This window comes from Pedobacter sp. Leaf250 (genome assembly GCF_920984735.1).
In the GTDB taxonomy this organism is placed as follows: domain Bacteria; phylum Bacteroidota; class Bacteroidia; order Sphingobacteriales; family Sphingobacteriaceae; genus Pedobacter.
Window position 1 is genome coordinate 264102 of record NZ_CAKLBU010000003.1, and the last position, 23149, is coordinate 287250.

Consider the following 23149-nt stretch of genomic DNA (forward strand, 5'->3'; position numbering starts at 1 on the left):
AATTGTAAAGAAAATTAAGATGAAAAAGATATTATCAAATATAGCGATAACTTTATGCTCGGCATTAGTTATCACCTCGTGTAAAAAATCCGAATTTGGAGATGCTTACCGTGATCCATCAAAAGTTACCACATCAACCGTAGCCAAACAATTTGCAGGTATGATTTATACCAATCGCGAATATGTGGTGCCTAGTTATTGGAACTATTTTGTAGTTCAACGTACTTCAGTTAATCAATATACCCAGGCTGTGGGTTGGGCAAATGCCATTGGTCAATATGTACCACCATCGGGAGGTGTAAATGATAGATGGTCTAACTATTATAATTTTTTAACGCAGTATAGAGAATTGCAGAAAATTTATAATGCATCTACGCCAACTGAGCAGGCTGATAATCGTATTTTTATGATTACGGCAGCCATATATTTCTATGATCATACACAAAAAGTTATCGATTTGCATGGCGATATTCCTTGGGCAGATGCTGGTAAATTAAGTGCAAATGGTGGCGATTACAGTAGCTCTTATGCAAAGTATCAAGGCGCAGAAAGTATCTATACAACCATGTTAGATGATTTGAAGAAATTTTCTGACGATTTATCGACCATTTCTGTACCAGCAGCTTCTTTAGCAACTTTTAAAACACAAGATTTAATCAATAAAGGAAACCTTGTACTTTGGCAGAAATACTGCAATTCCTTAAGGTTGCGTATGTTAACACGCGTTTCGGCGGTTGCTTCATTAACATCGAGATCAAATTCAGAAATTGCTGCTATACTTGCAAATCCTACAAAGTATCCTTTATCATTGGTTAATGATGATAACATTTTGTTAAAAGTTACTGATGTAGCAAGTGATATCAATGCAAGAGGTTTCCAAACCGGATTGGAAGACTGGAATGGAAACATTGCAGGAAAACGAATGATAGATCACATGAAAACCAATGCTGATCCACGTTTAAGAGCCTTATTCGAACCTGGTTTAAATGCTGCTGGTGTTTATAATGGCTTAGATCAATCGTTAGATGCTACAACTCAGACTACTTTAATTAACGGCGGAACAATCTCGATTTATAATCGTTCGACAGTTAGTCGTAATCAGTTCTTTCCAGGCGTGTTAATTACTGCAGCAGAAGTTAATTTTTTATTGTCTGAATATTACTTAAAAGCCAATAACGATGCTTTGGCCAAATCAACTTACGAAGCAGGGATTAAACAATCAATCAATTTTTATTACTGGGTTAGAACTGTGAGTAATGATAATACTGCCGGAGCTTTAACTGCTACCAGCGATGCAGAAATTAATCTTTATGTTGCAAAACCAGCTATTGCCTGGGCTGGAACCAATGCCGTAAAATTAGGCTTACTTGCTAATCAGAAATGGTTGCACTATAATGTAATTGAACCAATTGAAGGTTGGGCAGAGTTAAGAAGATTGGATTTACCAGCTTTAACTTACCAGGTTGATAATTCTAGTCAGCAAAAACAACCACCATTTAGATGGGTTTACCCGGCACAGGAAATCTCATTTAACGCAGCTAATTATGCTGCGGTATCTGGAAAGGATAATTTAGCTACCAAAATATTTTGGGATGTTAACTAAACTATTTTAATTCATCACATAATCCCAGCTCGATAAAAAGGGCTGGGATTTAATTATATCACAATGAAAACCCCTTTCAAATTTTTTCTGCCACTTCTCTTTGTTGTAACTTTTGCCAATGCTCAAGAACGTAATGATATTATGCAGCAATCGGCTACTTACGAATGGCCAAAAGATCCGTTGATTAAGGAAAAACTAGATCAATGGCAGGATAAAAAGTTTGGAATGATTATCCACTGGGGATTGTATGCTGTTCCTGGAATTATCGAATCCTGGTCTATTTGTTCTGAAGATTGGATTGAAAGAGATTCTACAATTTCTTACGAAAATTATAAAAAATGGTATTGGGATTTTAGCAAACAATTTAATCCTACAAAATTTAATCCCGAACAATGGTCGGCGGCAGGGAAAAATGCCGGTATGAAATATCTGGTTTTCACCACCAAACACCACGATGGATTTGCAATGTTCGACACTAAACAAAGTGATTTTAGTATTGCCAAAGGTCCTTTTGCCAATAACCCAAAAGCTGATGTTGCGAAATATGTTTTTGATGCATTTAGAAAAGATGGTTTCATGATTGGTGCCTACTTTTCTAAACCAGATTGGCACTCGCAATATTACTGGTGGCAAAAATATGCTACGGCAGATCGAAATAATAACTACGATATCAGAAAATATCCGTGGAGGTGGAACAAGTTTAAAGATTTTACCTACAACCAAATTGGCGAGTTAATGAATAATTACGGCAGCGTGGATATTCTTTGGCTTGATGGTGGTTGGGTTCGTCCTTTGGAAACCGTGAACGAAGAAGTTTTATCGTGGGGTGCAAACATCCCAAAATGGAGTCAGGATATTGATATGCCGAAGATTGCTAACATGGCCAGAAAGGCGCAACCTGGCTTATTAATGGTCGATAGAACTGTTCATGGCCCTTATGAAAATTATCAAACTCCAGAACAACGTATTCCGGAAAAGCAGCTGGATTACCCTTGGGAAAGCTGCATGACTTTAGGCGGTGCTTGGGGTTTTGTTCCTAACGATCAATATAAATCATCAACCGAGGTGGTTCATAAATTAGTAGAGATTGTGGCCAAAGGCGGAAGTTTATTACTTGGCGTAGGGCCGAAACCTGATGGAACTTTGCCAGATGAAGTAACCAAACAACTAAATGAGATTGGTAAATGGACTTCAACAAATGGGAAAGCTATTTATGGTACGCGGATTACAAAGGATTACCACAATGAACAAACCTGGTTTACTCAAAGTAAGGATGCTAAAAAGATATTTGCCATTTACTGTTTAAAATCAAATGAATCAGCCCCGACAGTATTAAAATGGAAAGGCAATACACCCAAAAAAGGGGGCGACATCATTCTTTTATCTACCGGTAAAAAAGTTAAGTGGCAAAATGTAAATGGCGAAACAATAGTTTCTCTTCCAAAAGTTAATCCAACAGCTGCTTTGGCTTTCGAATTTACGCCTCAATAAAATTCCAAGAAAATGAGAATAAAAAACATCATCCTTTTTATTGGATTAGGCTTTTTCGCTATAATTGGTCAATCTGCTTCCGCTCAAAACAAATCTAAGTTGATTTACAAAGATGCAAAAGCAAGTATTGACGATCGGGTAAAAGATCTATTGGCAAGAATGACTCCGGAAGAAAAATTCTGGCAGTTATTTATGATTCCTGGTGATTTGGATGGTGTAGATAAAAAGCGTTACCAAAATGGAATATTTGGTTTGCAGGTAAGTGCTGTATCACAGGGCGGCGGTGGCGCCAACCAAATGTTAAGTTATAATACTACCGAAAATGCCTTTACACTTGCCAAGAAAATAAATGCCATTCAAAAATATTTTGTAAATGAAACACGCTTAGGCATTCCTATTATAGCTTTTGACGAAGCCTTGCATGGTTTGGTAAGGCAAGGTGCTACCGCTTTTCCTCAAGCCATTGGTTTGGCTGCAGGTTTTGATCCAGAAAATATGGCAAAGGTAGCCAATGCCATAGCGCAAGAAACCAAATTGCGGGGAATCAGAGATATTCTTACTCCAGTGGTAAACATCGCTTCCGATGTGCGCTGGGGGAGAACCGAGGAGACTTATGGCGAAGATCCTTTTCTTTCATCTCAAATGGGATTAGCCTTTGTAAGTGCCTTTGAAAAACAAAATATCGTTACCACACCCAAACATTTTATTGCCAATGTTGGCGATGGAGGTCGCGATAGTTATCCGATACATTATAATAAAAGATTGATGGAAGAAATTTATTTTCCTCCGTTTGAAACCACTATAAAGCAAGGCAAAAGCAGATCATTAATGACAGCTTATAACTCCTTAGATGGAACTCCAGCCACTTCAAACTATCAACTGCTTACACAAAAATTAAAAAATGATTGGGGATTTAAAGGTTTCGTAATTTCTGATGCTGGCGCTGTTGGCGGGGCAAGTGTATTGCATCATACCGCAAGTGGATATTCACAATCAACAATTCAAGCTATTGAAGGTGGACTTGATGTGATTTTTCAGACTGAATACGATCACTATAAATTATTTATTCCACCGTTTTTAGATGGTTCCATTTCCCAACAAAGGATAGATGATGCAGTTTCAAGAGTATTACGGGCAAAGTTTGAGCTTGGCTTATTCGAAAATCCTTACGTTTCTGAAAAAGAGGCTCAAAAAGCGGTCGACGATAAAAGCCATAAAATTATAGCAAAACAAGCAGCCCAAAAATCTTTAGTGTTGTTGAAGAATAACGAGTCTGTTTTACCATTTAAAAATGTAAAAAGTATTCTTGTTTTAGGCGAAGACGCAATTGAGGCCCGTTTAGGTGGCTATAGCGGTTCTGGAAATGGCAAGATCAATATTTTGGACGGAATCAAAAACAGAGCTGGCGATAAGGTAAAAGTTAGCTATTCAAAAGGCAGTAGCCGCGATCCACAATGGTATAAGCCCATTTCAAAAGAATATTTAAAAACAGATACTTCCAGCGGTTTAAAAGCAGAATATTTCGATAATCTGAATTTATCAGGAACGCCTTCAATAACCAGAATTGATGAGCAGGTAAATTTCATGTGGACACTCTATGCGCCGGATCGGAAGTTATCAAAAGATCATTATTCTGCCCGTTGGACAGGTAAATTAATCGCCCCAAAAACTGGGGAATTTAAAATTGGTTTGGATGGGAATGACGGCTTTCGCTTATTCATTAACAATAAATTGATAGTTGATCAATGGGAAAAAACATCTTATCACACACGATTGGCTTCGTTCAATTTTGACAAAGGAAAAGAATATGCCATTCGCGTAGAATTTCGTGAAACAAAAGGCAATGCTTACATCAAACTGATTTCGAATTTTGATGTAGAAAATCAACAAGATGAAGAACTTGCCAAAGCGATTGCCTTAGCAAAACAAGCCGATGTTATCGTAATTGCAGCAGGAATTAAAGAGGGCGAATTTCAAGATCGGGCAATGTTGAATCTTCCTGGAAATCAGGAAACATTGATTACTGAAGTAGCTAAAACAGGTAAGCCCGTTGTGGTTTTATTGGTTGGTGGGAGTGCAATAACAATGAATAACTGGATTGATCAGGTTCCAGCCATTTTAAATGTTTGGTATCCTGGTGAAGAAGGTGGAAATGCTGTAGCAGAAACTCTTTTTGGAGATTATAATCCTGCCGGAAGATTGCCAATTACCTATCCTTTGCATGAATCGCAATTACCATTGGTGTATAACCATAAACCCACAGGCAGGGGAGACGACTACAATAATTTAAGCGGTGAACCATTATTTCCATTCGGTTATGGTTTGAGTTATACCAAATTTGAATACAGCGATCTGGTTATCAATAAAAAGGAAATTAAAACTGACGAAAAAGTTACTGCAACATTCAAATTAAAAAATACAGGAGCTGTACCTGGTGAAGAAGTTGTTCAATTGTATATTAAAGATATGCTGGCAACAGTGGTAAGGCCGGTTTTAGAATTAAAAGATTTTAAGCGAATTGCTTTAAAGGCCGGTGAAACCAAAGAAATCAGCTTTGTAATTACACCTGATATGCTAAAAATGCTAAACGCAGAAATGAAATCTGTTGTGGAGCCAGGTGATTTCCGAATTATGATTGGCGCTTCAAGTAAAGAATTATTACTAAAAGAAACGCTCCGCGTTTTATAAGATTTTGCCTTTTTATGGTAGGTTAACCATATGTACTTAGTTAGTTATCGCCGTGAGTGCTGGTTACACTCGCGGCTTTTTATTTTAGCTCAGCCCATTAATTCCTAATTTTTCGGCTAATTCATTTAGATCTTTTACCACTACATCAATTAAGGGTATTCCACTCACTTTTCTTTCTTGTTCAAATTCATGTTCAGGTTCGCCGGGAATAATTACTTTCTTGTCAGGATCAACTGTTTTAGCATTTTTGAAGCGTTCTACCCAATTGTCTAAATGGTTTTTAAAATCTTCAACCGGGCGGAAGCCATCTACCCGCATGGCACCTAAAAAATGGCCTAAACCTTCGCCAACTGGATTTGCAGAAGGTTCTAAAAATGCCACAAATGGCGGAACCCAAGGTCCGTAATTTGCGCCAGAAAGTACTGCCGATAAAATATCAACCGTAGCACTTAATCCATAACCTTTATGGCTACCATGATCTTTATCGCTGCCCAATGGCAAAAGCGAACCGCCACTTTTCAACTCATTCGGATCAGTTGAATTTTCCCCTGCTTTGTTTTGTACCCAACCTTTGGGAACAGCTTTGTTGGCTCTTTGCGCAATTTCAAGCTTGCCATTGGCAGCAGCCGATGTAGCCATATCTACAATTACAGGCGGATATTTGCCGGCAGGGAAGGCATAACACATTGGGTTGGTGCCTAACAAACGTTCGTTGGCGTAAGTTGGCGCCACCAGCGGACTTGCATTTGTCATGCTAATGCCAATCATATCTTTTTCTACCGCCATTAAAGCATGGTAGCCAGCGATTCCGAAATGGTTGGAATTTTTCACAGATACCCAGCCACTTCCATATTTCTCAGCTTTTTCAATAGCTACTTTCATTGCAAAAGGAGCCACAACTAAACCTAAACCCGCATCGCCATCAATAGTTGCTGTAGTCGGTGTTTCATGAACGATTTTTATATCGGGTGTGGCATTAATCCTGTTCTTTTCCCACAAGCGTACATAACCACTTAACCTTGCAACACCATGCGAATCAATTCCACGTAAATCAGACCGGATAAGTACATCGGTAGCAAGTTCGGCATGTTCATCAGAACAGCCTATTTTTTTGAAAACGTTGTATGTGAAGTTTCTTAAGTGTGATTCGTTAAAGGTTATAAATTTCATTTTATGCAATTCGGTTAAGGCAGCAGCAAGGTAAAATCGCCGCCCAATGGTTCAAAGTTTTCGATGCACGAAGAAAGAAAATCTTCCCCATAATTCACATACATTGGCGCAATATTTAGCGTTCTTTCTTGCATGGTGCCATTTGGAAAAAGTCTTTTCTTTACATTTTCGATTTGGATCAAAGCGGTTTCATGCTTGCGTTTTTCAGCCCTGAACAACTTTTTCTCTAAATTTTCGATCAACCTATTGGTTTTCTGTTTGGCTGTATCAGTTGAAACCGAAAGTGTTTTATCAATTTTATATGCATTAAGTTTAATCTGATCAAAAATGCTATGAATGGCCCTGGTTTCGTCGGCTAAACTCAATTGCGCTGTCGCGTTTTTTCTTACCCATAAATTCTTCAGTTCGTCAATAGGTAAGAAAACATCCTCCAAAGAAAAACCAAGATTATACAAGTTTTCTGCGCTTCGTTTATCAATTAATAAGGCAGAATTTCTCAATAACAATACAGGAAAATCAACTTTATAAAAATCGAAATTTTCCTTTAGCTGCATCCAGTAAGCAATTTCTGCACCGCCACCAATGTAGGCTATATTGGGTAAAATTACTTCCTGGTACATGGGGCGCATCACCACATTCGGACTAAACCTTTCCGGGTTTAATTCGATTTCTGCTTTAAGTTCAGCTTCCGTAAAACTGATATCAGTATGATTGACAAGGTATTTGCCATTCTCAAAAACCAAACGTTCACGTAAATCATCTTTCAGATAAAAGAAATTAATATCGCGACCATTAACCTGGGTTTTGTAACCATTCCCTTCCAGATTTTTAGAGCTAAGCTCGATGTTCTTTGAACTATTTTGCTCAATAATATCAGCAGTAATGATGTGAGTGAAAAGTTTTTTTAAGGAAGGCTCGTCAGCATTTACGATGACCAAACCATACTTTTCAAATAGTTTATTTACCAAATAACGTGTGGCATCTGCTAAATTATCATGCTCTAAATATGCTTTTTCTACCAGCTTTGCAATGTGCTTGCCATTTTTAGATATACCTAAATATCCTTTGTAAGCGGTAACTGCTGCGGCAACCGTTTTCGTACTTAGCCTACCCGTAGCACCATTGGTGGTTTGGATCCAGCTGATATTTTTTTCATCAACACTTACGTGGTTTATTTCATCAAAATCATGATCTTCCGTCGCCATCCAATATACAGGCACAAAGTTCTTATCAGGATGAGCAATTTTTAATTCGATAGCTAAATTAATAGCTGTTACAATTTTATAAATGAAATATAAAGGCCCGGTAAATAGATTGAGTTGATGACCTGTAGTAACTGTAAATGTATTTTCTAACGCTAATAGTTCGATGTTTTTGGTAACCGATTTATTGGTTTGAATATGCTGGTATTGATTTTTTAAAACGTCGACCAAAATCGATCGATCACCTAAAAAATTGCGTTTTTCTATGGCTTCGGCCAAACCTTCCATATCAGGGCGATAACTATAGAAAGGCTTTAGCACTTCTTCGTTATTGATATAATCCAAAACCAGTTTCGAAAATGAACCAGTCTCTTGGTAGGAGATATATTTTGCCTGCATAATTAGCGAAAGTACTGCAATTTAAGAATATTCATGAGGCTAAACTACTATTTTACAATTGTTAAATAATTATAGATTGCTTTCTATAGCCCCAACTTTTTCGCGATAAAGTTTAACAGGCCCATCTAACAGAAGGGCAACAACAGTTAATTGTTTATCTAATTTATCTTTTGGAATATCAATGTAAACCGCACCGGGAATTTTGCTCCAATAAAGTTTATTGTAAATTTCATGGCTTAACATGGTTCCATCGCCAACAATGCGTATTCTACTGATATTATTAACCAGCCCTTTAATGGCAATTGGACCGGTGTGTTGTCCTTCTACAAAAAGATACAAGGTTTGATTATCAGCTGATAAAACCGTATTTCCTGAATAATGACCAGTAGGAATTCCAGCTTTAGTTTGATATAACGCCTCTGCATTTTTAATTACCCAATCATTGACCGTTGGATTAAAATTCTTAACTCCAGACTTAAAACCCAAACCATCTGCAACGAGACTAATGTTTTTAAAAATATTTGTTCCCGAATTTAAATCAGATGATAGTTTACTTAAATTATAATTAGACATATCGGCTTGCTGGGTTTTGGTAAATAATGTTTCTACCGAAATTGCTTGCTGTTTTTCTTCAGAAAGTTGAATAGCTTGGTTAAGCGAGACTTTTATAACAGTAACATCTTTATCAAAATCACTTTCATTAACATGAAGAATATAATCGGTTTCATTTAATTTTTTTATGTTAACGGAAGCACCATTGCCCAAAATTTCTACCTTATTGATTTTAGATTTTATACCTGTTAATACAATTCCATTTTTTGTTTTATAATCAACGTACAGATATAAAATATCCTTGTTTTTTGATAAGGCTGTTTTGCCTTCAAAATGCCCGTCAGGTATGCCAGCTTGTGTTTCGTAGATTCCTTCAGCATGTTTCTTAGTCCAACGACCTAAATCTTTCAAGATTTTTACCTGTTCCGGAGCAATAGTTCCGTCAGGTTTCGGACCAATATCCAGCAGCAAATTACCACCCATGCTGATGCAGTCTACCAAAGTTCTGATGATCATGTTAGATGATTTGTAATGATTATCATAAGGCTGATAACCCCATGAATCATTCATGGTATAACAAAGCTCCCAATACTTGTTGTTAGGCTTGAAAACTGGTATACCCTGTTCGGGTGTTTCGTAATCGCCGTGCTTATCAAGCCTGGAGTTGATAATAATATTTTGATTTTTGGCTTTTAATAAACTTCTAACTTTATCGGTTTGCCATTCTTGTGCATTATGTTCCCAATCTCCATCAAACCAAAGTAAATCAGGATTATACTGTGTAGAAAGTTCTTTTAATTGGTTGTGATAGTAATTTAAAAATGCATCCCATTTCTTAGGTTCTTTATTAATATCATAACGTTTTCGTTCCCTTGTAAAAACATCATAATCTGGATTACTCCAATCCGGGAGAGAAAAATATAAGCCCGTTTTTAATCCAGCTTGTTTTAAATGCTTTACAAATGGTGTAATTAAATCTTTTTTTGCGGCACTATGATTTACTGTAGTTATTGCCTGTGGCATTTTGCTATCCCAAAGTGCTACTCCATCATGATGTTTGGAGGTAATCACGGCATATTTAGCACCACTTTCCTGGATAAGATTTACCCATTCCTGCGGATTGTATTTTTGAGCATTAAAACTATTCAATTGTTTCATGTAGGCATCGTGGTTGATGTAATTATTAAAAAACGACCACGATTCTGAGATGCCATTTACAGAATATATTCCCCAGTGAATAAAGATGCCCAATTTTGCATTGGAAAACCATTCCATTTTACGATCATGATCCGTACGCTCCTGAGCTAAAAGATTTATATTTATAAAAAGTAATATTGCAAAAATGCATTTTAGGATACGCATATATTTCTGTTGATTATTGATTAAAGATAATCGTTACTTTTTAAAATTTAAATTATGTTATAACACAGTTTCGCATTAATTAACTTTATTGAATATTATAAAAAAAACCGCCCTAAATTTTAGAGCGGTTAATGGGATATTTATATGAACAATAGTTTATCTCATGGTGCATTTAATTAAATGCACTTTTAAAAGTACTTGTTCGAGCTGAATTAAAAGTCTATTGCTTTTGAATCTGGTACCAAATATTAACTCAAAGATGAGTTGCGAATGTAGCGATTTTAGCTTGTGTTTGTAAATTGGTAATGTAACAATTCAATGCTTTGGGTCATTGTTAATTGAACAAGAAATCTTAATAGGAAAATCCGATAGAAAATTTCTATCGGATTTAATTATCAATCAGATTGGAGCAGTATTTTTTTACCAAATTTAGAATTCAACAAGTGTTTTTCCTTCGGCAATCCTACACAGATCTGCCATGGTGAAGTGTTTATTGGTTCTGTAGGCTTCACAGCAAGGAAGACTTGGTTTCCAAAAAGGATTTTGACTTAGGAAAGAAGTATTATCACCTTCTAAAAGACCAACAAAAACTTCTGTTACTATTCTGGCTCCAACATCACCAAGTTTGAGGCCCATTTGCTGCACCTCTGCTTCTTTCAAAATATAAAACCACAATGGCGTACTATTTTCAAAATTCACTTTATAATGTTTTAAATCACTAAAAACCTCTGCGCCAATAGGTGTAAACCGCATGGCGTGTGCCACTCTTTGTCCAGACGGCATGCTAAATGTTAAACTTCGCAGCAAATTTCGTGATGCTAGGGAGATTACATCGCCCGAGGCAAAACCAGGTAACTGGAATAATGGTGATGACAATTTTGTATCAATGAGTTTATTTGGTCTCATGCTTCCATCGCCCAGATTAAAAAAGGTATGCCAGTCTATAAATCGTCTTTCTGCTCGCTTTCCTCCCCTTAAATCGTTGGGATCTGGACTATTATGATCGGCAGCGAAATCAAAAATATCAGCAAAAAATGCTGTTGGATTAGGCTTATTGGCCGTTCCGAAATTTGCACGATAGGATGGACGTATTTGACTATGGCCAAAACGATAAGCCGCTACCGAAAACTCAACCGGAATGTAAGGTTGGTTGTGCCATCCATAAAATTTCCTTCCATTAGTCAATACATCTCTAACTACATCCTCACCACAAAGTAATGGCAAAAATTCGTGAAGCAAAATCCATTGGTAATGCCATCGAACAAGCTCTTGTGCCTCATTAAATACTATAGATGGAGATTTAGTTGGGTACTTGGTGCGGATGGCATCAACCAATTTATTGTGGAATTGCAGAAAAAGAACCTGGAGCTGCGATACGATAAGATTTTCATCATTTCTTGGATCACCAATTAAAGCTGTATTCTGGCTGTTCCTAGGTAAATCATATTTGTCAATTCCATCTTTTCCCTGGCTTCCCAAAGGATGAAGAAGCATTTTAATCCCTAATCCATCAGATTGATCATACAGATGTGGTGATGCGCCTGGACCACTACCATAAACATTATCTAATGCTAAACTTGGCGTTCTGAAATTTTCAATAAATTCGGGGTCAGATTGCCGCTCCAAACTTGAAGTAGGGTCAAAAGTAATATCATGATCAATGAATTGGCCCAGAAAAGTCATTCCAGCACCCATAACTGGAGAATTTGGGTTGTTTATTTGTAAGGTAGGATCAGTAATTAGGTTAACAGGATTTTGATTCATGTCATCCTTGGCATCCATTATACCTCCCTTTTTACCGATATCCTTCAAAGCCTCCCGAACTTTTGTTGTATCCATTGCAAAGGGTGGAAGCGAGGGGAAGATCCTTCCAAATTTTCCTTTGTCATAAAATCGGGAAGTAAAAGGAACGATGTCCTGATAAAGTGCACCATGTCTGCTCATAATTTTATATTTAGTTAATGATTGAACTAAATATAATTAGGAAAGTACTGATTACATGATATTTATCACATAAATCGAATGATTTTAGTTCAAAATACGCTTTTTATGGTATGATTTTCAATTTAATAATTAGTCATTAAAACGGTTTTAATTTTTAGCATTAAATTTTATTATCAATATGTTAAGGCATTTATTATCTCATGTGATCGATAGCTTTGAATGATTAGTCAGGTTTCTTTGCAGCTGCAATAAGGTCAACATCAACAAGTTCTAACGATTTAACCATATCCTTAACCGTTTCTTTATATTTTAAGAAGTGAGCAGTTGTAATGTGCGCCTGGTAAGCAGCAGTATCAGCATAAATTTCGAGTATGGTAATGTGCGAAGGATTTTTTTTATCTGAAACGGCGTAATAAGTTAATACGCCTTCTTCAAGGCGGATCGCGGTAGTCATTTGTTCTTTTAAAGCACTGTTATATTTATCCAATTGCAATGGGTCTACTTTAATTTTGGCCAATCGAACCATTTGCTTTTTTTCTTGCGACATTGCATTTTGGCTTAATGAAAAGGTCAATAAAGCTAAAATAAATGTAAACTTCAATAAATTAGATTGACTTAGTTTTATTTTATAAATCGATTTGGAGATTTTCATAGGTTAAGGTTTTTTGTAAATTATTGATATGATTAAGTCATTGTAATATTAAGATTTTTAAATCAAGTCAGAAAAACCTAAACAAAAAAACCGGCCTTGAATAAACAAGACCGGTTGTAAAATATTTGGTTTTAGTGATTTACCATTTTTTTCTGCGTTCGCCACTTCCGCCTTCTCTGCTTCCACCTTCTCTGCGTCCGCTACCACCTTCTCTGCTTCCACCTTTTTCATCACGGCTACGTCCAGAGAAATCTCTGAAACCACCACCAGCATTTCCACCTTCACTTCTTCCACCTTCTCTACGACCGCTTCCGCCAGAACTTCTTCTGTCGCCACCGCCGCTTCCGCCACGGTAACCACCGCCGCCGCCTCTGCGTTCTCCGCCGAAACCACCGCTACGTCTTTCCCCGCCACCGCGTCTTTCGCCAGCACCTTCACCGCGACCGCTATCTCCGCTCTTTTCAATACGAACCTGACGGCCGTTGAATTCTACAGATTTAAATCCTTCGAAAACTTTATCAGCAACATCATCTTCTACTTCAAAGAAAGAGAAAACACCTTTTAAATCGATTTTACCAACGCTTTTACCAGCAATTTTTCCGTTGTTACAGATAAATGATAACATATCGCCACGGGTAAATTCATCTACCGAACCCAGGTTGATAAACAAACGGGTGTAACCTTCGCTACCGCGTCCGCGTCTCTCGCCACGCTCACCTCTTTCACCACGATCATCACCAGCAGCTGCATTTAAATCAGGTGCTTTCGAATAATATTCTAAGAAACGGTTAAATTCTAATGATGCAAAACGTTTAATAACATCCTCTTTAGATAAATCTTTAAATTCATCCATAATACGAGGAATGTACTGATCGATTTGTTCTTCGTTAACTTCTACGTTATGTACTTTGTGTACCAAAGAAAATAATTGTTTTTCACAAACATCAAATCCTGTAGGTAACTCTGCTTTGGTAAATTGTTTACCAATAATGCGCTCCAACTGGCGGATTTTTCCTAATTCTTTAGAGTTGATGATACAGATTGAAATACCTGTTTTACCTGCACGGCCAGTACGGCCAGAACGGTGGGTATAACTTTCAATCTCATCAGGTAAAGAATAGTTAATTACGTGAGTAACATTGTTTACATCAATACCACGGGCAGCAACATCAGTAGCAATAAGCAATTGCATGTTACGCTCACGGAAACGTTGCATTACTTTATCACGTTGTTGTTGCGATAAATCACCGTGTAAAGCATCAGCATTGTAACCATCTTTAATTAAATGCTCGGCAACATCTTGTGTATCCAATTTGGTTTTACAAAATACTACGGCAAAAATTTCAGGGTTGAAATCTACAATACGTTTTAAGGCAGCGTATTTATCACGGGCACGAACAATATAATATTCGTGTTCAATGTTTACGTTACCAGTATTTTTTGTGCCCATGGTTAATTCAACAGGCTCGTTCATGTATTTTTTAGCAATACGGCGAACTTCTGCCGGCATGGTAGCCGAGAATAACCAGGTTTTTTTGTCATCAGGAGTAGTTGATAAAATATCATTGATGTCATCCTGGAAACCCATGTTTAACATCTCGTCAGCTTCATCAAGCACAACATATTTAACGTTTGAAAAATCAATCGCCTTACGGCCAATGATATCCAACATACGGCCGGGCGTGGCCACTACGATTTGAACGCCTTGGCGTATTTCGCGTAGTTGTTGCATAATGTTCGCGCCACCGTAAACGGCAACAACGTGGGCATTAGCAACGTTTTTAGAAAAGTTTTTAAGGTCGTTAGCGATTTGCAAGCATAACTCACGGGTAGGGCATAAAATCAATGCCTGTGGTTTATTAACTTTAAAATCGATTAGTTCTAACAGCGGCAAACCAAATGCGGCTGTTTTTCCTGTTCCTGTTTGGGCCAAACCAACAAAATCATTAGTGCCTTCTAACAGTACAGGAATACTTTGCTCCTGAATAGGCGTTGGAGTTTCAAATCCAAGCTCTTTTACGGCATTAACGACGTCATCACTTATCCCCAATAATTGAAATGGGTTTGTCATTCGTCTTTTATTTTTAATTGAGCCGCAAAGGTAAGGTTAATAATCGGTATTTTATTGATTGTTAGGGAAATAGTTTTTTAGGCTAAATATTTGAAAATAAGGAAGAAACGAATGAAGTAATATCGATGTTTGGCAATATATGGTGGATTGAAGTTCATTCGGCCAATAATTCTTTACTAATTGTTAATAATATTTTAAGTTTTTGTAAAGCACAACCTGTGCAACATCGCTTTAAGCAGCCCCGCTTTACACTACAATCTTTTTATGCAAAGTTACTAACGCTAACAGGCGTTTTGCTTATAAGCGTTAGTAACTTTAAAAAGCATAAAAAGTATTTCCGTTTCAATAGGGTTTAGATGGCTAAAATAGAAGCAAAAATCATGAATGTCTATAAATCAATTGGTTATTGTAGAAATTTTTTTAAAAATATTTTTGATTTCAAACATAATAGCTATATTTATTTATCATTCCATCCTTAATAAAGTTGCACATCCCCCCATTCTTTATTATTCCGATCGCTTCGATTTAAAGAAACTTTAACAAAACTTTTCTGAAATGTCAAAACAGATCAAAATTGACCCTGGTAAACTCGCTATTGAACGAGATTTCCCTCAAATTTTTTTACACCCTATAACGGTTAAGTATAGTTCGTTAGGTGGTGCAACTGGCTGGCTCGGACCAGCACTAACGGGTATATCAAACTGCCCTGATGGCGTAGGCAGGTATCAGCATTATGCCAATGGCTCTATTTACTGGCACCCGAATACCGGAGCGCATGAAGTACACGGACTTATTCGGGCAAGATGGCAAAGCATGGGTTGGGAGCGTAGCGTGTTAGGGTATCCTGTTACTGATGAATCTAAATGCCCGGATAATATTGGGCGTTATAATCATTTTCAAAATGGCAGTATTTATTGGAGCCCTTCATCAGGTGCCTGGGAAATTCATGGCTCCATCAGGGCAAAATATTCCCAGTTGGGCTGGGAGAAAAGCTTTTTAGGTTATCCGCTAACAAACGAGAGTACTTGTCCGGATGGCGTAGGAAAGTACAATCATTTTCAAGGTGGTAGTATTTATTGGAGTCCGTTTACAGGTGCTTTTGAGGTTCATGGCTGGATCAGAAACCACTGGTCGTCATTAGGCTGGGAACGAAGCGCACTGGGATATCCTATATCCGATGAAATGGTGGTTTATGGTGGTGCGGCTAGAATCTCAAATTTTCAACACGGAAGCATTTATTGGTCAACTTCTGCAGGTGCCAGAGTTTTAAAAGAACGCTTGCGTGTTCATATTAAAATATTATCGCAGCCAATAAGCTTTACAATGAATGAGCAATTTGCTGCCATGCAGGAAGTTTATGCCGTTGCAGGAATAAAAGTAGATTGGGCAACCACAGAAAATCTGAATCTGGCCTCACTAAATGATGTTGATGTTGGTGGCTGTACTATGGGTAGTGTTTCTGCAGAACAGGTTACTTTATTTGGGAACCGAAATTTTGTTGGTACCAACGATGTAGTGGTTTACATGGTAAGAAGTACAGTTCCTGGCTACAATGGTTGTGCATCTTATCCAAGTGGCAGGCCTGGGGCAGTTGTGGTTAGAACGGCGTCGAGGTGGACATTAGGTCATGAACTCGGACATGTTTTAGGTTTGCCACATGTAAACGACAATAATAGGTTAATGACTGGTAATGGAACTTTCAACATTACGAATCCACCACCAGATTTGGCAAGCGGAGAGCAAAGTACAATGATTGCAAGTGGTTTAAGTGTTAAACTTTAAATGTAAAAAATATGCCAACTATAGAAGAATTAAATGAACAGGTTATTGCTTTTTTAAGGCAAGATGAACTGGATTATCCGGCAGCAGCAGCAAAATTCGGCGCTTCAGTTTTACCCTTACTGAAAGCACTTATTGAAGGGAATGATGAAAATTTGGCTATTAAAGCTGCGTATTTGGCTGGCTACATAAAACATGATTCTGTGGCTGAAATAATCAATAGTGCAGCCTCAAATAAATTTACAGCAGTGAGGGTTGCAGCCGCGTATGGAAGTCAAAAATTAAGTGCCGCCGATGCTTCCAAAGTTTTGGATAAATCACTTGATGATGTTGATCCTGGTGTACTGAAAGTAGCTATCCGATCAGTTGAAAGCTTAAATATTGCAAAGAATTTTAAAGCCAAACTAGGGAATATTGGCAAGGTTCAGCTCGATTTGAATGTGAAGGGTTTTGCAAATGATTTAATCAAAAAGATTAAGTAAAAAAGTTTTAAATTCAAAAAGCCAGTCAGTAATTTGATTGGCTTTTTGAATTGATTTAGATTTTACTCAAATTATCGCAACCGCTCAGCAGAGCGAATTAATCTTTCATCTTTGTTAATGCCGAAAATGGCTAATATGATAAATAAAATTGCAATAGCTGGCAGGTAGGCACCAATGCCAAAACTTGCGCCTTCAATACCACCAGTTAACTCTTTTGCATGTATGCTGCACCAAAAGGCAAAGCCAATAATCAATACAATGTTTAGTAAGGCAATTCTTTTTTGCAAGCTTCTCTTTTTGAAAAGAAAAATATTGACAAAACACAGTATTGCTAAAGCTATATTTGTAATTAGAAGTGGATAGTTAGACTTAGTCCTAATAGCTACAAACTCTCCAACGTCCCAGCTTTCTATATAGCTTCCTGAATAAAGAAGTGGCATGTATACCCCGTTAATATTTTTCGTTAGTATTGGAAAAAACAACATTGAAGCTAAAGCAATCGTTGCTGATAGGAGCCATATAGATTGAATTCTTTGGAGCATTTAATTTTATCGCAACCGCTCAGCAGAGCGAATCAATCTTTCATCTTTATTAATGCCGAAAATGGCTAATGTGATAAATAAAATTGCAATAGCTGGCAGGTAGGCACCAATGCCAAAACTTGCGCCTTCAATACCGCCAGTTAACTCTTTTGCATATATGCTGCACCAAAAGGAAAAGCCAATAATCAATACAATGTTTAGTAAGGCAATTCTTTTTTGCAAGCTTCTCTTTTTGAAAAGAAAAATATTGACAAAACACAGTATCACAAGTACGATATGGCTGATTAGTAATGGTAAGAATACTTCCACATTTAATGTTTTTCCATTTTTCCCTTGAAGGTAATGATGTAAGCCATTTGTATAAATCTGTTCTAATGAGCCATCAACCATTTTAGTTGCAAGCGGGAAAAAAAATAATAACACTAATATTAAAGTGGCTAAAAAAAACCAGATCGTTTGTATTCTTTGTATCATGAATTAAGTATTTGCAACAAACTTAGCCTTTTTATTAATATGATAAAAGAGTAAGTAAACAGGAGTGAAGCACTCGTATATAAAATCTTTAAACCTTGTGCTTTTATCCTTGCTCCTTATAATGTACTTTTGCATCGCTTTGAGTAAAAAACGGTATTTCATACAAATTGCTTATGATGGCAGCCAATACCACGGCTGGCAAATTCAACCCAATGCAATAACCGTTCAGGAGTTGCTGGATAAGGCCATGTCTACATTTTATCGCCAACCAATTGAAACTTTGGGTTGCGGACGAACAGATGCAGGTGTGCATGCCACTGATTTTTTTGCGCACTTTGATATTGAGGATTTAGAAGAAACAAAAGTAGTACAGGCAGTTGCTGGGATTAATGCCATGTTGTCTTATCAAATCGCAGTGAAAAAAATTATCCCTGTTCATAAGGAAGCGCATGCCCGTTTTGATGCTACAGCAAGAGCATACAAGTATTATCTTCATTTTGAAAAAAATCCGTTCAAATTAAATCGATCTTGGTTGGTTAAAGATAAATTGGACGTTGATCTCATGAATCAAGCAGCTCTTTTATTGTTAGATTACACTGATTTTTCGTGTTTCAGTAAATCAAATACGCAAACATTTACCAATAACTGTAAAATAACAAAAGCTATTTTCGCAGAAACGGATGGTGGTTTGGTGTTTACCATTGAAGCAGATCGTTTTCTTCGAAACATGGTTCGGGCAATTATGGGAACTTTGGTTAGAATAGGTAAGAAAGAAATTAATCTGGAAGAATTTAAAGCAATTATAGAAAGCAAAAACCGAAGCAAAGCCGGGCAGTCGGTACCTGCCTGTGGTTTGTATTTAGTGAAAGTAGAATACCCGTATGTATAAGTGTTGCACGTTATGGGTTATGAGTTACCAGTTTGGGTGCAAAAAAAACAATAAAAATCCACAATTGATTAAACCATTGCTCTGTTCAAATTCTAAACCCATAACCCATAACCCATAACCCATAACCCATAACCCATAACCCATAACCCATAACCCATAACCCATAACCCAAAAATGGCAGTAACAGGCGAAGTATACAATACAGGATTGCTTAAACGTATTTTTCAATACGTAAAGCCATATCGTGGTGTTTTCGTTTGGTCGGTTATTTTAACCGTTTTGTTGGCAGCCATCTCACCTGTTCGTCCTTTTCTAATTAAGTATACGTTAGATCATTATATCCTGCTGGGCAATTATGCTGGCTTGATTCAAATGACGATATTGATGATTTTCATGTTGATTCTTCAAACGCTGATTCAATATAATCATACGCTGTTAACCAATACTCTAGGACAGTCAGTTATTCGAGATTTAAGGATAAAAGTTTTCAACCACATTACCAGCTTACGCTTAAAGTATTTCGATAAAACGCCTATCGGTCAGTTGATTACCCGCACCGTTTCTGATTTGGAAACCATAGCCGATATCTTTTCTGAAGGTTTGATTTCCATGATTGGCGATTCATTGCAAGTGGTGGTAATTGTCGGGGTGATGCTCTACACTGATTGGGAATTGAGCCTGGTGGTGCTGTTGCCCATTCCCTTACTGATTATCGCAACGCGGAAATTTCAAAAAGCCATTAAAGTTGCTTTTCAGGAAATCAGAAATGAAGTTTCTAACCTCAATACCTTTTTGCAGGAACACATCACAGGTGTTTCCATTGTTCAATATTTTGCCAGAGAAAGGCAGGAATATAAAAAGTTTTATGCCATTAATAAACGCTACCGCGATGCAAACATTCGTTCCAATTGGTATTATTCCATATTTTTTCCTGTTGTAGAATTGATTTCTGCAATGTCCTTGGGTTTATTAGTGTGGTATGGGGCAAAAAGTATTTTGGCAAAGCCATTAGATGTAACCCCAGGAACCATCACACAATTTATCATGTATCTGGGAATGGTGTTTACGCCCATCCGCCAGTTGGCAGATAAGTTTAATACGCTGCAAATGGGTATGGTAGGTGCCGAAAGGGTTTTCAAGGTTTTGGATACGGATGAGGTAACTGTAAATAATGGCACTCAAAAACCTGTTAAGCTTGAAGGGAACATCGAATTTAAAAATGTTTGGTTTGCCTACAATGATGAAAATTATGTTTTAAAGGATTTAACTTTCGAGGTTAAAGCTGGGGAAACGGTCGCTTTGGTTGGTGCCACCGGGGCAGGGAAATCATCTACAATAAATATCCTCAACCGCTTTTACGAAGTGAAAAAGGGCGATATTACAGTTGATGGCATTCGGATAGAAAATTTTGACCTCGATTATTTAAGAAGCAACATTGCTACAGTTCTTCAGGATGTTTTCCTTTTTTCGGATACCATTTTAAATAACATCACTTTAAATAATCCAGAAATTACTATTGAGGAGGTTGTAAATGCGGCGAAGAAAGTAGGTGCGCACGAATTTATCGAACGATTGCCTGGCGGCTATCAATATAATGTGATGGAAAGGGGAGCAACCCTTTCTGCCGGCCAAGCGCAGCTGATATCCTTTATTCGTGCCTTGGTTCATAATCCGGCCATTTTGGTTTTAGATGAGGCAACCTCATCTGTAGATACCGAAACCGAACTCTTAATTCAAAAAGCTATTGATAATTTAATGGAAGGCCGCACTTCCATTGTAATTGCACACCGTTTATCTACCATTCAAAAAGCCAACCTTATCATTGTTCTTGATAAAGGCGAAATCAAAGAAAAAGGAACCCACCAACAATTGTTGAGGCTAAATGGTTACTACAAAAAGCTTTATGATCTGCAGTTCTCATCTGGAGGGATTGCTAAAAGTTCTTAAAAATGATTATGTTTGGTTTTCCTAACAAACCTAATTATTGAATCCCTCGAGAAATTGTGAGCAAGATAACGCACTTTTTGACTTATTAAAGCAAGGAGACGAGGCTGCATTTGGTAAAATTTATAAACTTTATTGGGTCGAACTTTACAACGCTGCTTACAAGCGTTTACCCGAAAAAGAAAAATGTCAGGACGTAATTCAAAACGTTTTTACCGATCTGTGGAACAGAAGAAAAGAGCTGGATCTTGAGAAGCCTTCAGCTTATTTACATACCGCTGTTCGTTTTCAGATTCTTAAACACATCGCTAGAACACCAAAAAACAGTTTTTTCGCTACATCATTTGAAAACCAGTTGATTTCGCCACTTCAGGCAGATGGCGCCTTGTTAGATCGGGAAGCTAAAGGTTTATTGGAGTTATTTATAAAAGCCCTGCCCGAAAAACGCAGAAAAATTTTTCTGATGCATTATTTCGAGGGATTATCAACGGCCAAAATTTCTGTCGAGCTAAATATATCACAAAAAACTGTTCAAAATCAATTAACCACTGCAACCCATGCTTTAAAATTTCGGTTAACGCATCTATTTGCTATTGCTGGTGCACTTTATTTGGTGTTTTTAAAATAATTATTCTTCTTTTTAGTTTTTAATTGAATTTATTTTAAAATTCTTTTGGGATATTTTCCTAATTCTGGTACATGTGTATATAAACGCCAGAAATCATGAGTCATTTTTCTCATCAAAAAGATCTTCAGAATATTATTAAACGTTATTTGGCTGGTACTGCTACCGCCGAAGAAATAAAATTCATTGAAAAATACTATACATTTTTAAGCGAAGGAGAAAATGAGATTGGTGAAACTCATGATATCAACAATTTTGAACAGGAAACTTTTCAAGCCATACAAGCAAAAATCGCTTCGCAGCAAAAATCAAAAGTGTTATCCTTTTATAAATATGCTTCAGCTGCTGCAATATTCATTTTATTATGTGGCGGGCTATACTTTTTATTAAATAAAAATTCATCTAAATTTCCTTCCAATTCGCTGGCTAAAATTGAAAATCTTGATATCCTTCCCGGATCTGATAAAGCCACTTTAACATTAGCCAATGGATCAAAAGTTATTTTGGATGATCAAACACCAGAAAATATCAGTGATACGCATGGTGTAAAAATATCGAAAACCAAAGATGGCCAGCTGGTGTATACTGTAGTCAATAACGAAAATCTACCAAACTCAACAGCCTTCAACACCATACAAACGCCAAAGGGCGGTCAATATCAGGTTATATTGCCCGATGGCACTAAAGTTTGGTTAAATGCTGCATCATCTTTAAAATATCCTGAAGTATTTGCAGGTAAAAAACGCTCGGTAACGTTAACAGGCGAAGCTTATTTCGAAGTAGCGAAAGACAAGGATAAACCCTTCCATGTACTTACCCAAAATCAAAATGTAGAGGTTTTAGGAACGCACTTCAATATCAATGGTTACCTGGATGATCACACCATTAAAACAACTCTACTAGAGGGAGCTGTCAAAGTTAGCAATCTGAAATCTACCAAAAAATTAAAACCTGGAGAACAAGCCATATCAGGAATTTCGGAAAATGCATTGATACAAGTTACCTCGCAGGTAGATACCGACGATGAAATTGCATGGAAAAATGGCTTATTTCAATTCAACGATACTGATTTGAAAATAATCTTGAATCAATTGGAGCGGTGGTATGATATTAAAATTGATTATTCTTCAATACCTGATAAAAGATATAACGGAATGGTTCCCAGAAAATCGAAGCTTTCTGAAGTTTTGAAAATGCTGGAGAAAACGGGTAATATCAAATTTGAACTTTTAGAAAACCGTACTTTAAAAGTGATCCCAAAAACTAACTAAACACAATAA

Annotated in this window: 17 protein-coding genes; 9 read left to right on the forward strand and 8 right to left on the reverse strand. The window is 37.1% G+C overall.

From position 1 onward, the window contains the following. Window positions 1–19: 19 nt before the first annotated feature. From LUA91_RS04290 to LUA91_RS04300, 3 genes are all read left to right on the forward strand, one after another. On the forward strand, window positions 20–1603 hold the full coding sequence (locus tag LUA91_RS04290) for a SusD/RagB family nutrient-binding outer membrane lipoprotein (protein ID WP_231424791.1): 1584 nt from the start codon (window positions 20–22) through the stop codon (window positions 1601–1603). Window positions 1604–1666: 63 nt separating this feature from the next. Next, window positions 1667–3094, forward strand: a complete 1428-nt coding sequence (locus tag LUA91_RS04295) for an alpha-L-fucosidase (protein WP_231424792.1) — start codon at window positions 1667–1669, stop codon at window positions 3092–3094. Window positions 3095–3106: 12 nt separating this feature from the next. Beyond that, a complete protein-coding gene (locus LUA91_RS04300) occupies window positions 3107–5782 on the forward strand; it encodes a glycoside hydrolase family 3 N-terminal domain-containing protein (RefSeq protein WP_231424793.1) in 2676 nt (891 codons plus the stop codon). An 84-nt stretch (window positions 5783–5866) separates the two neighbouring features. Here the strand turns inward: LUA91_RS04300 and LUA91_RS04305 are convergent, their stop codons facing one another. From LUA91_RS04305 to LUA91_RS04330, 6 genes are all read right to left on the reverse strand, one after another. Continuing rightward, entirely contained in the window at window positions 5867–6952 is a 1086-nt protein-coding gene (locus LUA91_RS04305; protein WP_231424794.1) for an Ldh family oxidoreductase, read from the reverse strand. Window positions 6953–6966: 14 nt separating this feature from the next. Continuing rightward, a complete protein-coding gene (gene bshC, locus LUA91_RS04310) occupies window positions 6967–8553 on the reverse strand; it encodes a bacillithiol biosynthesis cysteine-adding enzyme BshC (protein ID WP_231424795.1) in 1587 nt (528 codons plus the stop codon). 69 nt (window positions 8554–8622) lie between these two features. Next, window positions 8623–10467, reverse strand: a complete 1845-nt coding sequence (locus LUA91_RS04315; RefSeq protein WP_231424796.1) for an alpha-L-fucosidase — start codon at window positions 10465–10467, stop codon at window positions 8623–8625. A 429-nt stretch (window positions 10468–10896) separates the two neighbouring features. Further along, complete coding sequence (locus LUA91_RS04320) at window positions 10897–12411, reverse strand: heme peroxidase family protein (RefSeq protein WP_231424797.1); 1515 nt, start codon at window positions 12409–12411, stop codon at window positions 10897–10899. Window positions 12412–12634: 223 nt separating this feature from the next. Next, a complete protein-coding gene (locus LUA91_RS04325; RefSeq protein WP_231424798.1) occupies window positions 12635–13063 on the reverse strand; it encodes a putative quinol monooxygenase in 429 nt (142 codons plus the stop codon). Window positions 13064–13202: 139 nt separating this feature from the next. Next, window positions 13203–15134: a DEAD/DEAH box helicase gene (locus tag LUA91_RS04330; protein WP_231424799.1), complete on the reverse strand. Its 1932-nt coding sequence runs from the start codon at window positions 15132–15134 to the stop codon at window positions 13203–13205. A 555-nt stretch (window positions 15135–15689) separates the two neighbouring features. On the opposite strand from LUA91_RS04330, the gene LUA91_RS04335 reads away from it, so the two are divergent. Beyond that, entirely contained in the window at window positions 15690–16916 is a 1227-nt protein-coding gene (locus tag LUA91_RS04335) for a hypothetical protein (protein ID WP_231424800.1), read from the forward strand. A gap of 11 nt (window positions 16917–16927) precedes the next feature. After that, window positions 16928–17395, forward strand: coding sequence for a HEAT repeat domain-containing protein (locus LUA91_RS04340; protein WP_231424801.1), 468 nt, complete (start codon window positions 16928–16930; stop codon window positions 17393–17395). A gap of 71 nt (window positions 17396–17466) precedes the next feature. Here the strand turns inward: LUA91_RS04340 and LUA91_RS04345 are convergent, their stop codons facing one another. Then, window positions 17467–17937 (reverse strand): DUF4293 domain-containing protein, encoded by a 471-nt coding sequence (locus LUA91_RS04345; RefSeq protein ID WP_231424802.1) that lies wholly within the window; start codon window positions 17935–17937, stop codon window positions 17467–17469. Window positions 17938–17943: 6 nt separating this feature from the next. Next, window positions 17944–18411: a DUF4293 domain-containing protein gene (locus LUA91_RS04350; RefSeq protein WP_231424803.1), complete on the reverse strand. Its 468-nt coding sequence runs from the start codon at window positions 18409–18411 to the stop codon at window positions 17944–17946. Window positions 18412–18532: 121 nt separating this feature from the next. On the opposite strand from LUA91_RS04350, the gene truA reads away from it, so the two are divergent. From truA to LUA91_RS04370, 4 genes are all read left to right on the forward strand, one after another. Beyond that, window positions 18533–19300, forward strand: coding sequence for a tRNA pseudouridine(38-40) synthase TruA (gene truA / locus LUA91_RS04355; RefSeq protein WP_231424804.1), 768 nt, complete (start codon window positions 18533–18535; stop codon window positions 19298–19300). A 174-nt stretch (window positions 19301–19474) separates the two neighbouring features. Then, a complete protein-coding gene (locus LUA91_RS04360) occupies window positions 19475–21247 on the forward strand; it encodes an ABC transporter ATP-binding protein (protein WP_231424805.1) in 1773 nt (590 codons plus the stop codon). A gap of 37 nt (window positions 21248–21284) precedes the next feature. Continuing rightward, window positions 21285–21872, forward strand: a complete 588-nt coding sequence (locus tag LUA91_RS04365) for an RNA polymerase sigma factor (protein WP_231424806.1) — start codon at window positions 21285–21287, stop codon at window positions 21870–21872. 95 nt (window positions 21873–21967) lie between these two features. Beyond that, complete coding sequence (locus LUA91_RS04370; RefSeq protein WP_231424807.1) at window positions 21968–23140, forward strand: FecR family protein; 1173 nt, start codon at window positions 21968–21970, stop codon at window positions 23138–23140. Window positions 23141–23149: the final 9 nt, after the last annotated feature.